This window comes from Gemmatimonadota bacterium, assembly GCA_026706845.1.
Classification (GTDB): domain Bacteria; phylum Latescibacterota; class UBA2968; order UBA2968; family UBA2968; genus VXRD01.
Genome location: JAPOXY010000240.1, coordinates 15,775 through 29,813, shown reverse-complemented (window position 1 = coordinate 29,813; position 14,039 = coordinate 15,775). Strand labels below are relative to the sequence as shown.

The 14,039-nt window shown below is 50.7% G+C and carries 11 protein-coding genes; 10 read left to right on the top strand and 1 reads right to left on the bottom strand.

Annotation, left to right across the window (positions count from 1 at the left end):
* The 6 genes from OXG87_21200 to OXG87_21175 all read left to right on the top strand — a co-directional run.
* Nucleotides 1–1,031: phytanoyl-CoA dioxygenase family protein (locus OXG87_21200; protein ID MCY3872073.1), on the top strand; the 1,031-nt coding region annotated here is incomplete at its 5' end.
* Between the two features lie 98 nt (nt 1,032–1,129).
* Entirely contained in the window at nt 1,130–2,875 is a 1,746-nt protein-coding gene (locus OXG87_21195; GenBank protein ID MCY3872072.1) for a phytanoyl-CoA dioxygenase family protein, read from the top strand.
* Nucleotides 2,876–2,961: 86 nt separating this feature from the next.
* Entirely contained in the window at nt 2,962–3,939 is a 978-nt protein-coding gene (locus OXG87_21190; protein ID MCY3872071.1) for a Gfo/Idh/MocA family oxidoreductase, read from the top strand.
* Between the two features lie 72 nt (nt 3,940–4,011).
* Complete coding sequence (gene lepB, locus OXG87_21185; GenBank protein MCY3872070.1) at nt 4,012–4,677, top strand: signal peptidase I; 666 nt, start codon at nt 4,012–4,014, stop codon at nt 4,675–4,677.
* A gap of 192 nt (nt 4,678–4,869) precedes the next feature.
* On the top strand, nt 4,870–7,680 hold the full coding sequence (locus tag OXG87_21180) for a multiheme c-type cytochrome (GenBank protein ID MCY3872069.1): 2,811 nt from the start codon (nt 4,870–4,872) through the stop codon (nt 7,678–7,680).
* A 44-nt stretch (nt 7,681–7,724) separates the two neighbouring features.
* Nucleotides 7,725–8,333 carry a hypothetical protein gene (locus OXG87_21175; GenBank protein ID MCY3872068.1) on the top strand — a complete coding sequence of 203 codons (609 nt, stop codon included), beginning with the start codon at nt 7,725–7,727 and terminating at the stop codon, nt 8,331–8,333.
* 70 nt (nt 8,334–8,403) lie between these two features.
* On the opposite strand, the gene OXG87_21170 is transcribed toward OXG87_21175, so the two are convergent.
* The gene (locus tag OXG87_21170) at nt 8,404–9,504 is read right to left on the bottom strand and encodes a prolyl oligopeptidase family serine peptidase (GenBank protein MCY3872067.1); all 1,101 of its coding nucleotides are present in this window, start codon (nt 9,502–9,504) and stop codon (nt 8,404–8,406) included.
* Between the two features lie 244 nt (nt 9,505–9,748).
* Here OXG87_21170 and OXG87_21165 point away from each other — a divergent pair, with 244 nt between their 5' ends.
* The 4 genes from OXG87_21165 to OXG87_21150 are packed head-to-tail and all read left to right on the top strand — an operon-like array spanning nt 9,749 to nt 14,033.
* Nucleotides 9,749–10,723, top strand: coding sequence for a mannonate dehydratase (locus OXG87_21165; GenBank protein MCY3872066.1), 975 nt, complete (start codon nt 9,749–9,751; stop codon nt 10,721–10,723).
* 38 nt (nt 10,724–10,761) lie between these two features.
* Nucleotides 10,762–11,775 carry an NADP-dependent oxidoreductase gene (locus OXG87_21160; protein MCY3872065.1) on the top strand — a complete coding sequence of 338 codons (1,014 nt, stop codon included), beginning with the start codon at nt 10,762–10,764 and terminating at the stop codon, nt 11,773–11,775.
* Between the two features lies 1 nt (nt 11,776).
* On the top strand, nt 11,777–13,036 hold the full coding sequence (locus OXG87_21155) for a sulfatase-like hydrolase/transferase (protein ID MCY3872064.1): 1,260 nt from the start codon (nt 11,777–11,779) through the stop codon (nt 13,034–13,036).
* Nucleotides 13,037–13,058: 22 nt separating this feature from the next.
* Nucleotides 13,059–14,033 (top strand): aldo/keto reductase, encoded by a 975-nt coding sequence (locus OXG87_21150; GenBank protein MCY3872063.1) that lies wholly within the window; start codon nt 13,059–13,061, stop codon nt 14,031–14,033.
* Nucleotides 14,034–14,039: the final 6 nt, after the last annotated feature.

The window sequence follows — 14,039 nt, the reverse complement described above, 5'->3', positions numbered from 1 at the left end:
TCTATCGCCCCGGATATCGCAATACAACGCCGCCACCGACTTTGAAAACAGATGGTGAGACAATTGCATTGGACGAATCTCGCGAGATTTTTCATCCGTCTTTCCTGATTAAAAATCCAAATTCGGGCATTGACGAAAAAGAGTTTTACTTTTGGGATTTGAACGGATACCTGGTGCTGCGCGGGGTCATGGATGAAGAATGGCTGGCACAGGCCAATGCCACCATTGACAAATTTGAGGATCGAATCGTCGTTGGCGAAGAACTCGCACAAGGATCAAAAACCCTTGCAGGCACGGGCAGACCCCTGTTGGGTGGACTGACTCAGTTGCCCAGTCCCCATTGCGATCCTTTTCGACGAATGCTCGCCCACCCGATCGTTGAACATCGGCTGAACTGGATGGGTGCCAGTGGCGGTCGCACGGGCGGAGGAACGGCATTTTGTGCGGTCAAAGGCACATCGGGCCATTCCCAGCATGGCTCCAATGAGCCGCTCAATCCCACCCGGGGATACTTTTATCAAAATGGACGCAGTTATTGCGAAGCCGTAACCGTAACCTGGCAATTGCGCGATGTAACCGAAGCCGATGGTGGATTTGCATGCGTGCCGGGATCGCACAAAGCGTATTATTCACTCCCCCCGGGCGTGCGCACCTGCGATGATCACATGGGATTGGTCAAACACGTAGAGATGAAAGCGGGCGATGTGCTCTTCTTCATGGATGGCGGCACCACACATGGCACATTGGCGTGGAAAAGCGACATATCGCGACGGGGGATTTTGCACAAATATTCATCGCGCAACTTCAATCGCAGCGGCGGAGAATTGACCCACCCGGAAAAACGGTGGGGCGATCTCGTCTCGGGCATGAGCGATGAACAGATGGCAGTCATGCGCGGCCCCGACCGCGATGTGTTTAGAAAGAACGTGCCCAGATTGGAAATTACCAACGGTTCAGTCGTCGCGTCTTACGAGAGAGGCAGTGCATTGTACAGCCAGGACGCACCCAAAGGTCCAGTCGCAAAAAAATAATGCAAAGCGTCACAACACAGCTTAATCATGAATAAACCGCCACATTCATGCCTGCATACCGGCAGGCAAACAGGTAAATCGAGGTCAAGGAGGCTACCATGGACCGGGAAACGATGACAAACGAAGAGAATTACGCCTTTGATTTAACGGGTTATTTGCATATACCGGGAGTCCTGACCCGTCCTGAAGTCGCGCGGTTAAATGACGCGATTAATCGGGCAGGGTCGCTCGAAGGCATGCTCGGCTGGGAAGGCGATTTGCGCGAACCATTCCGCGATTTGCTGATCCATCCCCAACTCGTGTGGTATCTGAATCAAATTGTAGGACACGGTTTCAGGCTCGACCGTGCACCCGAAATACTGTGCGACGAAACCTGTGACACCTCGGCTCCGCTGGAGGGCGGCAATGAGCCGCGAGACCCCGCACTGGCATATTATCATCAGAACGATCGAAGATTTTGCGAAGGCGTGCGCGTAATCTGGGCACTCTCTGATGTCAAAGCCGGAGAAGGCGGATTTGTATTTGTACCGTGTACCCACAAATCAAACGTGGAAACACCAGAGGATATATTGACTGGCGTAGATGACTCGGATTATCTTTTTCAACCCGAACTAAAAGCGGGCGATCTGCTCATCGTCGGTCTGAGCGTCGTACAGGGCATGCGTCCGTGGCAAGGCGAGGGACTCCAGCGCTTACTATCCTACGAATACGTAGGCCGCGGTGTGATCCGTTCTGCGGGACCTGGCCAGGAATCGGAAAAAATGCCAGTATCCGACTTGATGGCAGAACTAACACTTGAACAGCGCGCATCACTCTATCGCCCCGGATATCGCAATACAACGCCGCCACCGACTTTGAAAACAGATGGGGAGACAATTGCATTGGACGAATCCCGCCAGATTTTCCACCCATCTTTCCTGATGAAAAATCCAAACTCGGGCATTGACGAAAAGGAATTTTACTTTTGGGATTTGAACGGGTACCTGGTGCTACGCGGAATCATGGATGAAGAATGGCTGGCACAGGCCAATGCCGCCATTGACAAATTTGAGGATCGAATCGTCGTTGGAGAAGAACTCGCACGCGGATCAAAAAGCCTCGCGGGCACGGGCAGACCCCTTTTGGGTGGACTGACTCAGTTGCCCAGTCCCCATTGTGACCCATTCCGACGAATGCTCGCCCACCCGGCCGTTGAACATCGGTTGAACTGGATGGGTGCCAGTGGCGGTCGCACGGGCGGAGGAACGGCATTTTGCGCAGTCAAAGGCACATCGGGACATTCCCTGCACGACTCCAATGAGCCGCTCAATCCTGGGCGCGGATATATCTATCAAAATGGGCGAAGCTATTGCGAAGCCGTAACCGTAACCTGGCAATTGCGCGATGTAACCGAAGCCGATGGTGGATTTGCATGCGTGCCGGGATCGCACAAAGCGTATTATTCACTCCCCCCGGGCGTGCGCACCTGCGATGATCACATGGGATTGGTCAAACACGTAGAGATGAAAGCGGGCGATGTGCTCTTCTTCATGGATGGCGGCACCACACATGGCACATTGGCGTGGAAAAGCGACATATCGCGACGGGGGATTTTGCACAAATATTCATCGCGCAACTTCAATCGCAGCGGCGGAGAATTGACCCACCCGGAAAAACGGTGGGGCGATCTCGTCTCGGGCATGAGCGATGAACAGATGGCAATCATGCGCGGACCCGACCGCGATGTATTCGAAAAAAACGTACCCAGATTGGAAATTGCCGCCGGTTCAGTCGTCGCGTCTTACGAGCGAGGCAGTACATTGTACAGCAAGGAAGCGCCTACAGGTCCAGTGGTAAAAAAATAATAAAGAGTGCCTGATAATAGGCGTGCCCCTTGACAGTTCTGGCCATGCAGTCTATTTTTGAACAAAAGAATACCTGGAGGATATAAATGGGCATTAATGTGGGTTTTGTGGGTGCTGGAGGGCGTGCGCGGTCTCATATGCGCGCGTTAGCCAATATAGAAGATGTCGAGATCGTTGCAATTTGTGACATAAAAGAAGAAACGGCACAAAGCGCGACTTCGGAATTTGGTGGTACGGCTTATACCGACTATCGCGTGATGCTGGACAGTGAAAATTTGACTGCGATGTATGTCGTCGTGCCGACATTTGCACATTATGATGCGGAGATTTTGGCGGCGCAACAAGGCGTACACATGTTGTTGGAAAAGCCCGTGGTGCCGTCAATGGAAAAGGGATTGGAAATTTTAGAAGCCGTTCAAAAATCCGGCGTACTGACCTCTGTGGGCTATCAACAGCGATATACAGGCTGGGCAAAACAGGGGCGTGAATTTTTGAAAGATAAGACCGTCGCCATGGCCCTGGCCTATCGCTGGGGCGGTTTGCCGGGCACGCCGTGGTGGCGCGTGATGGCGCAGTCGGGCGGACAAATTGTCGAACAGACCACGCATCAGATCGACTTATTGCGTTATCTCGTAGGCGATGTTGCAGAAGTACACGCGTATTACGCCACCCGCGCATTGAACGATGTCGAAAATCTCGATATCCCCGATGTATATGCTCTATCGCTCCAATTTGAAAATGGTGCTGTGGGCACGCTGAGTTCCACATGCGTTCTCCGCAATGGCGGTGGCTCAAATGGCATTGATATAATCATGCGCGATATGCGAGCGACCGTCGATGGAAATGGTGTAACCGTATTTCCGGGCGGTGCGACTGAGGTCGGCGAAATGCTCGAATCGGAAGATATTGACGAAGTATTCATGGCTGCAATTCGTTCGGGAGATGGATCGGGAATTTTATCTGACTTTGAAGACGGTTTGCGCAGCCTCGATATTTCGCTCGCAGCAAACAAATCTGCTGAAACGGGCCAACCCGAACGAACTTATTTTTCGCAAAATCGTTGAAGAAAGCAGTCAGGCCAGTTCCCCTCCCACGCGGAGCCATATCACAACCCAGTAATTCACAAGGGAAGGACTATGTTCAAAAGAAACATCAAAAAGAAGCGAAAACGAAGCATGCTGCGAGAATTGGGAATCGCCATATTTTTAGCCATTTTGATTCGGGGAACGCTGGTACAAGCGTATCATATCCCTTCGGGATCGATGGAAAATACACTATTAGAAGGCGATTACGTACTGGGTGATAAACTGACCTTCGGCACGCAAATACCCGACCGCGTGCCCATACTGAATACCAAATTGCCCTCATTTCGCGTACCGGGATTTTCAACCCCTCAACCGGGGGATCTGGTGATTTTTGAATTCCCCCGAGATGAATCGCGCGATTTTATCAAGCGGTGTATTGCGGTTGAAGGGCAAACAGTGGAAATCAAAAACAAAATTGTATATGTAGATGGAAAGCGATTTGAAAATCCAGAAGGTGTTAAGCACGAAGACCCCAGAGTAGAACACAAACAGCACAGCCCGCGTGACAACTACGGACCTCGCACAGTGCCACCAGGACACATTTTTGTAATGGGAGATAATCGCGACAGCAGTTACGACAGCCGGTTTTGGGGGATGGTGTCCTTGGAAAAAGTAAAGGCACACCCCTTATTTATTTATTATTCCTGGGATAGCCAAAAGCCACTGTGGAATATTTTTCAAAAAATCCGTTGGAGCAGGCTGGGCCTGGTAGAGTAACCGTATAAAATGGTATTTAAAGGCCCGATGAAATATCGGGCCTTTTTTTACAGGTAAAATTCAGAAAACAGAAAGCAACCACAGATGGACACAAATGGACACAAATGGGATTGTGAAAGATCACCCTTTGTTTTCTGTCTCCTATTAGCTGTCTTTTGTCTCATCGGGCAAAGTAGAGCGGCAGAAGTCGTATTGCTTTATACAGGAGACACACAGAGCTTCCTGGAAGTGTGTGGCTGCGCGGATAACCAACTCGGCGGCATTGCACGGCGTGCAACAATGGTAAATGACATAAAGCTATCGTACCCCAATGCCCTGTTATTAGATGCTGGCGGTCTATTTGCTGGCGATACCGTATTGGACCAATTGCGTTGCAAAATACATTTGAAAGCCATGAAAGCCATCCATTACGACGCGGCCAATGTCGGTGTGGGAGAATTGCGGTTTGGACAAGTGTTCTTTGAAACCATGCGCGATTCGATCGGCGTTCCATTTGTAAGTGCAAACTTAAAGATAAATGGCGTACAAATGGGTGCGCCCGTGCAAATTCTGGACGCGGGCGATGTGCGAGTAGGTGTCATAGGTGTGGCGGGTGAACGGGAGATTGAAGTACACGGTATGGCAATGGGGACGGGTGCCTCGCATATAAATATGCCCGATGGCATAGATGTCCGGCTCGAAGGCATCCAGGAAGCAGTTGCATCTGTGCGTCAAAAGACCGATCTCATAGTTATATTGAGCGATTTGGAGCGAGAGGCAGAACGCGACCTCGTAAAAAATATTGCCGATATAGATGTCGTGATCAGCACGCGATCAACCGAGGCAACCCATCGAATCGGCAATACCCTGTTGCTGGGCACCCACCCCCAGGGCAAAGCAATTGGTCAGGCGACCTTAAACGTAGAAAATGGACGGGTGAAAACAGAACAAATCACCTCTGTATTGCTCTCAGAATCCATTGGCGAAGACCGCACAGTGAAGCGACTCGTGGATGAATTCTACAATCTGGTTCAAAAAAATTCTGCACTGCAGCAGACGGCACGACCGAGATTTGCAGGATTTGCACTGGAAGAACAGGTGCGTCAGGGCACCAATAGATATGTCGGGGTAGAAACGTGTAAAGGTTGCCATGCTGCCGAGGTTGCAGACTGGGAACAGTCACATCATGCAAATGCATTTAATCGCTTGTTGCAAAAACAAAAACACTATCAGCCCGACTGCGTAACGTGTCATACAACGGGATTTGGATATCCCACGGGATTCCAAATTGGCAAAGATGCCAAACGACTTACAAATGTGCAATGCGAAGTGTGCCACGGACCTGGTGAACAACACGCTCGGCGTCCAGAAATCCGCAATATCCGTCGCACACCATCTCCCGATTTGTGCCAGCGCTGTCACGATGCAAACCAGACGCCGGACTTTGACACCCGATTTGCCGATATGCTGGCGGAAGTAAATCACAAGGGACACGGGTCCTCTCACGCAATAACCAAATTGGATACAGGGCATGGTGAAACAGAACAGAGCCAAAATGGTCGCCCTCTCGTCGAGCTATTTGTGATGGCAGATTGTCCCTATGGCATACACGCAGAACAAACCCTTGCCCCTCTGTTTCGCAAGTTAGGGGATCAAATCGACTTTCATCTGTATTTTATCGCAGATGAAGCAAATACTACAAAGAATGTCGCATCGCCCCCTCCTGCCGCACGCCCGACACAGACAACACAGCCTGGATGCCAGGCGACAACCTCGACGGGATCGGGCCGCTTCCGCAGTTTGCACGGCGATAGAGAAATAGCCGAAGGCATACGGCAAACCGTTGTGATGTCGCTATATCCCGATCGGTTCTGGGATTACATTTTGTGGCGCAATAAATCGGGCATAGCAACCGATTGGCGCATTTGTGCAACACAGGTGAACATGGACGCAGACAAAATCGCCGAGCTGTCCGAAAGCGATGCGGGTGAAGCGTTATTTGCCGAAAATATTCGCCGGGCCAATCTGCTGGGGATCAACGCATCGCCCACATTGCGCGTAAATGGGCGCGATGTCAAAACATCTTCTCATGAGGTGGCGCAGTTCATCTGTCGCAATGATAAAAATTTGCCCTTTTGCGCCGATGTTCCCGAGTGCCTCAGCGATCGGGATTGTGTACACTCGGACAAAGTTGGCCTGTGCTTAAACGGTGGGACGCCCCAGGCGCGATGCGAAGTGCGCGACCCCATTCCCTTTCAAACGACCATTCTCAACGACGCGACCTGTGCAGTGTGTGATACGTATTCGTTTATTCGATCCACACTATCGCTCTTTCCCGGTGCTGAGTTCCAAACTGTAGATGTAAACAGCGAGATAGGACAGAACCTGATGGCGCGTTATAGGCTGGACCGGGTGCCGGCTTATGTGCTGAACAGTGAATTTGAGAAAACAGCCCATTTTAATCGGTTTGCACACCTGATGCAGCGCGTTGGCGATCATTTTGTTCCAACCGTATTATTGACACCCATTGCGCGGGTTTTTCAAGGCCAGAATATAGATGGTATGGACCTGTTTATGGATGTTAATGTGTCTCCGGCATTACAAATAGCAGAACGACTCTTGCAATGGGGCAAAAAAGTCCAGGCCTCCGAGCGTTTGCGCCTGCATTTTGTAGGCAATGACAAACAAAACGCGCTATTCCGACAGGCACAAAAGGTCGCACCCGAGCGAATGATCGACCTCCTTTTGTGCCACAAGCAGAAGGCATCTTCCGACACATCTTCTGTGGAAAACTGCTTAAAACAGATGGGCATTGACGTCAGCGGAAAAGACAACAGAGCAGAAATACACGCCACTGCTCGAGCACTCGGCGTGATACCGACAAGGTCGCCGACTGTGGTAATCGATGGGCGTTTTGTAGTACAGGCCGAAGGTCTGAAGCAGATAGAAGCGATATTTTATCGCCTGCATCCGAAATTACTCCAACGCGACAGGAACACAGCCCAGCGGTCTGGCGTCAAATAATCAGTACCTGCCTGCTTTCGCGATTGATCGAAAAGGAGATCGATATGATATACGCCCGAATATTTTGCGCTTTGCTGTGTAGCCTGTTGACAGCTTCTGGGTGTAAGCCAATCCCCACAGAGCCTGAACCCACTTTAGACGGGCTCGTTTATACCAACAACTCCTGGGGATTTCGAGTCAGTCGTCCCAACGAACAGTGGGGTATCGATGTAGCAACCATTACATCACAAAGAGACATCAATGGTTTACCACCCGTGACCGTGCGCATTCTCAGTCCTGGGCTTACGGGTGAGGGTGGCTTTCGTCCACAAATGCGCCTGGAGCCACAAGCACTACGAGCCGAATTCAACACAATGACACTGGATCAACTCGTTCAGGCGTTTGAAGACCGGTTTCTGGTACCAGCATTTGATCAATATCGCGTTATCGGCGAAAAACATCGCATCCAACTCAAGGTGGGCGAGGCGATTCAATGGCAATTTCGCTATTCTCAACTGGAGAACTCCAACCGAAGATATCCCGGCACCCGATTTCTCGTAGCCATAGCCATCCACAATGGGGTAGGGTATTACATGATCGGCAATGGCAGCCGGGATGCTGGCTATCCGCTAACCGAATATGAACAAATTGTGGCGAGTTTGGAATTTCATTGACTTTTGCCCAGATCTTAAAGCCTATCGCTTCAAAAAACAAAAGCCCTGTGAAAATAGGGCTTTTTTTATCTTATGGCGATGCGGCATCAGTTGGAGATTTGAGATGCTTTTCTAAAAACTGAACGGACATTTCAACCAGCGATGCCTGGTCATCTGCATTGCCAAAGCCGTGACCCGCATTGACGACCTTGTAAAGCGTGACATTCAATCCCGATTTTTGCATCGCGGCATAGAGCAACTCGCTCTGATTATAGGGAACTGCCCGATCTTTTTCCCCGTGCAGGATGAGCATGGGCGGATCGTTCTTGCTGACATAAGTAATGGGATTGGCCGCAGCGACTTTCTCCTTATTTTCCTGGATAGGACCACCAATTAATTCAGACTCAGGCGAATCGGCTGCGTCGTGATCAATTCGACCCTCAAAATCATTCATACGCAAAAAATCTGTAGGCCCAAACCAGTTGCATACCACCTGCACCCGACTCGAATATTGGCTGTGATCATCCGTCTCAAATACATTTTCATCGTGCGTTAACCCCATCATCGCCACGAGATGCCCCCCGGCAGATGAACCCCATGCGCCGATGCGGTCGGGATCGAGATTGTATTTTTTTGCATTTGCTCTCACCCACCGCACGGCTGTTTTGCAGTCTTCAATTTGCGCGGGAAAAAGGGCTTCGCCACTGAGTCGATATTCCACATCAACGACGGCAAATCCGCGTGTGGTCATATTGCGCGCCCGCCCGCCATTGCCTTTGCCCCCCCCACGCCACGCCCCCCCGTGAACCCATATCACCACGGGCACAGGGGATGATGTATCGGGCGGAAGATAGAGATCGAGGGGGAGTTCTCTTTCCCCAACCCGTCCGTAGATCAAGTCTCGGTGGACAGTTACACCTTCTGGAATCCGCACGGCATTCCTCCATTGATTATCGCGAAAAAGAATATCTTCTTCGAGTGTGACAAAGCCATCTTTATCTATGTCAATTTGTTCAAATATACGGCGCCGTTGTTCGGGAAATTCCTCCCGCGACAATTTGCCGTCTTTATTTTTGTCATTGCGCGCAAAATATCGCTCCGCCGCTCTCTGGAAGCGGTTTTCAGCTTGCTCCTGAGCAAAAAGAGGGGATGTGAACAACAGGATGACAGCGAGAATTTTCCAACAGGTCATAGCAGAGCCTCCTTGTATGCCAGATGGTGGTTGCCTTTTGTCATTATTAATATATGCAAGAGCATAGCTTCTCAAAAGCCATTTAGACCGCGCTATTGGCAATAGATTTTTTATGGCATGTCGCATCTGGTCTGCATATATTGGGCAGCGATGAAAATGGCAAAAACACCAACAGTGAAAGGAAATAGTCATGCTGAGAATTGCTATCCTGGCACCGCCACAAGCCAGTCAGAGGTGGACACTCATGAAACAATGTGGAGTCGAAGGCGCAGTTGGAGGCATAACACTGCACCCAAAACCGGACGCAGAGCCAGAAGAACAGCCCTGGAGTTACACATTGCTGGCAAAAGCAAAAGCCGCTTACGAAGCGGCCGGAATACCCCTTGAAGTCATTGAATCGCGGCCACCTATGGAAAAGATCAAACTGGGATTGCCCGGACGAGACGAAGAAATTGAAGTGGTATGTGAACTACTTCGGAACATGGGCAAACTCGAAATCCCCGTGTGGTGTTATGCGTGGATGCCCATACTGGGAGTCATGCGTACATCCCGATCCATTTCCTCGCGGGGCGGCGCGCATGTAAGCGGATTTGATCTCAATGCCCTGGCATCGCAAGGCGATCCCGCCGAGCGCCCCATACGCAATATTGACGGCGTATCAATAGCCGAACAAGAGATCTCCCAGGGAACCGTGACAGAGGAACAACAGTGGGCCAACCTGAAGTATTTTCTCGAGCGCATTGTACCCGTAGCCGAAGAAGCCAACGTCAAACTGGCCCTGCACCCCGACGACCCACCGCTGTCGCCCATCCGCGGCATTGCGCGCATTATGAGCAGCGTTGAAAACTACCAGAAACTCGTTGACCTCGTACCGAGTCCGATGAATGGCATTGGGCTTTGCCAGGGCAATTTTACACTGATGACAGACGATTTGCCCTCGGTCATCCGGCACTTTGGCGAACAAAAAAAAATCCACTTCTTACATATCCGCGATGTCGTCGGCCAACCCGATAAATTTGAAGAAACATTTCACGACGATGGCAAAACGGACCTCGTCGAATGTTTGCGCGCGTATCGAGACATTGGATTTGACGGCGTGTGCCGCCCAGACCACTATCCCAAAATGGGAGACGATCAATTTGGCGACGAACAAGGCATCGCGCGACTATTTGCCGTCGGATATTTGAAGGGCATACGAGAAGCGGTTTATGCAGAATGAGATATCCAAACTAACGCGAAATCAGGAGCACTATTTCTATGGCAGAAAAAAATATTCAAATTCGATTGGCAGCGCGTCCAGTCGGATATCCCAAAACATCCGATTTCTCAATTGGAGAATCGCCCATTCCCGAACCCGGCGAAGGGGAACTGCTCTTAAAAACGCAGTACCTCTCCGTTGATCCCTACATGCGCGGGCGCATCAATGAACGGAAATCCTACGCGCCAAATGTAGAAATTGGTGCGGTTATGATTGGACGGAGTGTAAGCGAAGTAATCGCATCCAACCATTCTGAGTTTCAGCCCGGGGACATTGTCTGGGCAGATCACGGATGGCAGGCTTACGCGGTTTCTTCAGCAAAGGGTCTCCGAAAAATAGATCCCTCACTGGGACCCGTTTCAACCGCACTCGGCATTCTCGGCATGCCGGGATTGACAGCCTATTTTGGCTTACTGGAAGTCGGTAAACCCAAAGCCGGCGAGACCGTCGTGGTTTCGGCAGCCGCCGGTGCCGTGGGATCGCTGGTCGGGCAAATTGCAAAAATCAAAGGATGCCGCGCCATTGGCATAGCCGGCAGCGATAAAAAAGTGAACTATGCCATTGACGGCCTGGGTTTTGATGGTGCATTCAATTACAAAACTACAGCGGATTACCGCGCCGAATTGCAACGCTTATGTCCCAATGGCGTCGATGTGTACTTTGACAACGTGGGCGGCACCATTACCGATGCAGTTTTTTCCCTCATGAACATGTGGGGCCGAATTTCCGTTTGCGGCCAAATTTCGCAATACAACCTCATCGAACCGGAAATGGGGGCCCGGATGATGGGCGGGTTTATTGGCAAGCGGTTGCACATGCAGGGATTCCTGGTGGGCGATTTCGCAGATCAACACGCCGAGGGATTACAGCAGATGTCGGTCTGGCTAAAGGAAGGCTGGCTCAATTACCGGGAAGATATCGTCGAGGGATTGGAAAACGCGCCACAGGCATTCATCGGCATGCTGCGAGGTGATAATATTGGCAAACGACTGGTGAAATGTAATGGGAGTTGATATGGCACAAAATGTATCACAGATGAGCAGGGCTACCACGGGGCCAAAGCCCAATCTGCTATTCATCTTAACAGACCAACATCGCCAGGATGGCGTGGGATGTTATGGAAAAAAGGGCATTATAACACCCAATCTGGATTGGTTGGCATCGGACGGAATGCGATTTGACAGAGCTTATGCCGCACAACCCGTCTGCGGGCCAAATCGCGGCACAATTTTCTCGGGCCTTTATCCGCACAATCACGGCGTGCTCGAAAACACATGGGATATAGATCCAGAAATACCGCTTTTTCCCGATTTCCTCAAAGCTGTGGGATATCGGTGTGCCTACTTTGGCAAATGGCATCTGGGAGATCCATCGAGAGACGCCTGGGAGACAATGCCCACATATCCCCGCGACGGCCGAGGACAAGGGCATTACTACACAATCGACGGCAAAAAAGTGTATCAAACGGATGTGCTGGCACAAGCCGCCATTGATTTTATTCGCAAAGAGGACACACGTCCATTCTGTGCTTATGTATCCTATTATCCTCCCCATCCGCCTTATTCTGTCCCCGAAAAATACGAAGCACTTTATCAAAAACTCTACCCCGAGGACGAAAAACGACGCAAATACTACGCGATGTGTACAGCGATTGACGATGCAGTTGGCGACCTGTTGAAAACACTCGATGACAAAGGAATAGCAGAAAATACCCTCGTCGTCTTTACCTCCGAACACGGTCACCTCTTTGACCACCGGTGGAATGACCACAGCAAACGCCTCTGTTATGATACTGTCGCGCGCATCCCCCTGCTCATGCGATTCCCTTCGGCAATTGCCAGCGGTGGAATCGGCGAAACCCTCACCAGTTCGGTCGATTTGATACCGACGATCCTCGGCCTCCTGGGATATGCAGTCTCCGAGGGCCTCGATGGTATAGACCTCAGCGATTCAATCCGACAAGGTGGCAAAACAGGACGCGAGGCACTTGTCATAGTAAATACGCCATTTATCGATAAAAAAGGCGAAGGCCCCAATCAGCCCGAACTCGATAAAGGAGAAGAGCGGTGTGTGGTTTCAGGCGATTGGAAACTGATTTTGTCAACCGTGCGAAAACCCGAATTGTATCACTTGCCCAGCGACCCGGGTGAACGTCAAAATCGCTGGCAAGAAATGGCAAGCTCTGAAACCGTTGCAAATTTAAAAACCCACCTGCAAGCCTGGGCAAATAAAACAAGAGATAAACTCGCACCAGGCTTATTAAGAAAAATATGAATAATTAATAGGAGCAGATTTTATGGAATATATCAATTTTGGTTCAGCAGGTGTGAAAGTAAGTCGGCTGGCACTGGGTCTGGGATTTCGCGGACAGGCAGACGAGGCGGAAGGACAAAGGGTTATTGAGAGAGCAATAGACCTGGGCATAAACCTGATCGACTGCGCCAATACCTATGGTCCCGGAGATGATCGCACGCATATCGGACGTTCAGAGGTCGTGTTGGGCAAAGCCCTGAAGGGCAAGCGCGAAGATGTGGTAATCACCTCGAAAGTATTTAGCCGCATCGGCACGGGACCAAATGATCAGGGTCTATCCCGCTATCACATCATGCGGGAAGTAGAGCGTTCCCTGAACCGACTGGACATCGATTGTATCGACGTGTATCTCGTACATAACTTCGATGAATCGACACCGATTGAAGAAACCGCACGCGCATTGGACGACCTGGTACATCAGGGCAAAGTGCGCTATATCGGGTGTTGCAACCATTCGGCATGGCAAGCGTGTAAAGCCCTCTGGATTCAACACACATTGAACCTGGTGCCTTATATGTGCATGCAAAATCCATACAACTTGTTACACCGCGCATTGGAGCGAGAAATTTTTCCCTTTGTGCGAAGCGAGGGTCTGGGAGTAATGGTTTACAGTCCATTAGCCGTGGGACTATTGAGCGGGTTTTACAAACCCGACGCACCACCTCCAGGAGGTTCGCTGTGGGCAAAACGCCGAATGGACCAATACGAAACCATGATGGCGGGCGCAGAGGGAAAAGTGTTAACAACCCTGTTTGATATAGCAGATGAACTGGACAAAACGCCGGGACAAGTCGCACTGGCATGGGTCCTGTCGCATCCCGAAGTAACTGTGGCAATTACAGGTGGCGACACCATCGCGCATTTAGAGGACAATATCGGGGGCGTGGGATGGGTTCTGGATGCCGCATTGCGAGATAAATTGGACGCCGTTTCCGTAAATCTCGAATCTGGACGATAGGTTTGT

Bases quoted from the DNA above. Each gene is read 5' to 3' on its own strand.
- OXG87_21195 (MCY3872072.1), top strand. From the start codon at position 1,130: ATGGACCGGGAAACGATGACAAACGAAGAGAATTACGCCTTTGATTTA.
- OXG87_21190 (MCY3872071.1), top strand. From the start codon at position 2,962: ATGGGCATTAATGTGGGTTTTGTGGGTGCTGGAGGGCGTGCGCGGTCT.
- lepB (MCY3872070.1), top strand. From the start codon at position 4,012: ATGTTCAAAAGAAACATCAAAAAGAAGCGAAAACGAAGCATGCTGCGA.
- OXG87_21175 (MCY3872068.1), top strand. From the start codon at position 7,725: ATGATATACGCCCGAATATTTTGCGCTTTGCTGTGTAGCCTGTTGACA.
- OXG87_21170 (MCY3872067.1), bottom strand. From the start codon at position 9,504: ATGACCTGTTGGAAAATTCTCGCTGTCATCCTGTTGTTCACATCCCCT.
- OXG87_21165 (MCY3872066.1), top strand. From the start codon at position 9,749: ATGAAACAATGTGGAGTCGAAGGCGCAGTTGGAGGCATAACACTGCAC.
- OXG87_21160 (MCY3872065.1), top strand. From the start codon at position 10,762: ATGGCAGAAAAAAATATTCAAATTCGATTGGCAGCGCGTCCAGTCGGA.
- OXG87_21155 (MCY3872064.1), top strand. From the start codon at position 11,777: ATGGCACAAAATGTATCACAGATGAGCAGGGCTACCACGGGGCCAAAG.
- OXG87_21150 (MCY3872063.1), top strand. From the start codon at position 13,059: ATGGAATATATCAATTTTGGTTCAGCAGGTGTGAAAGTAAGTCGGCTG.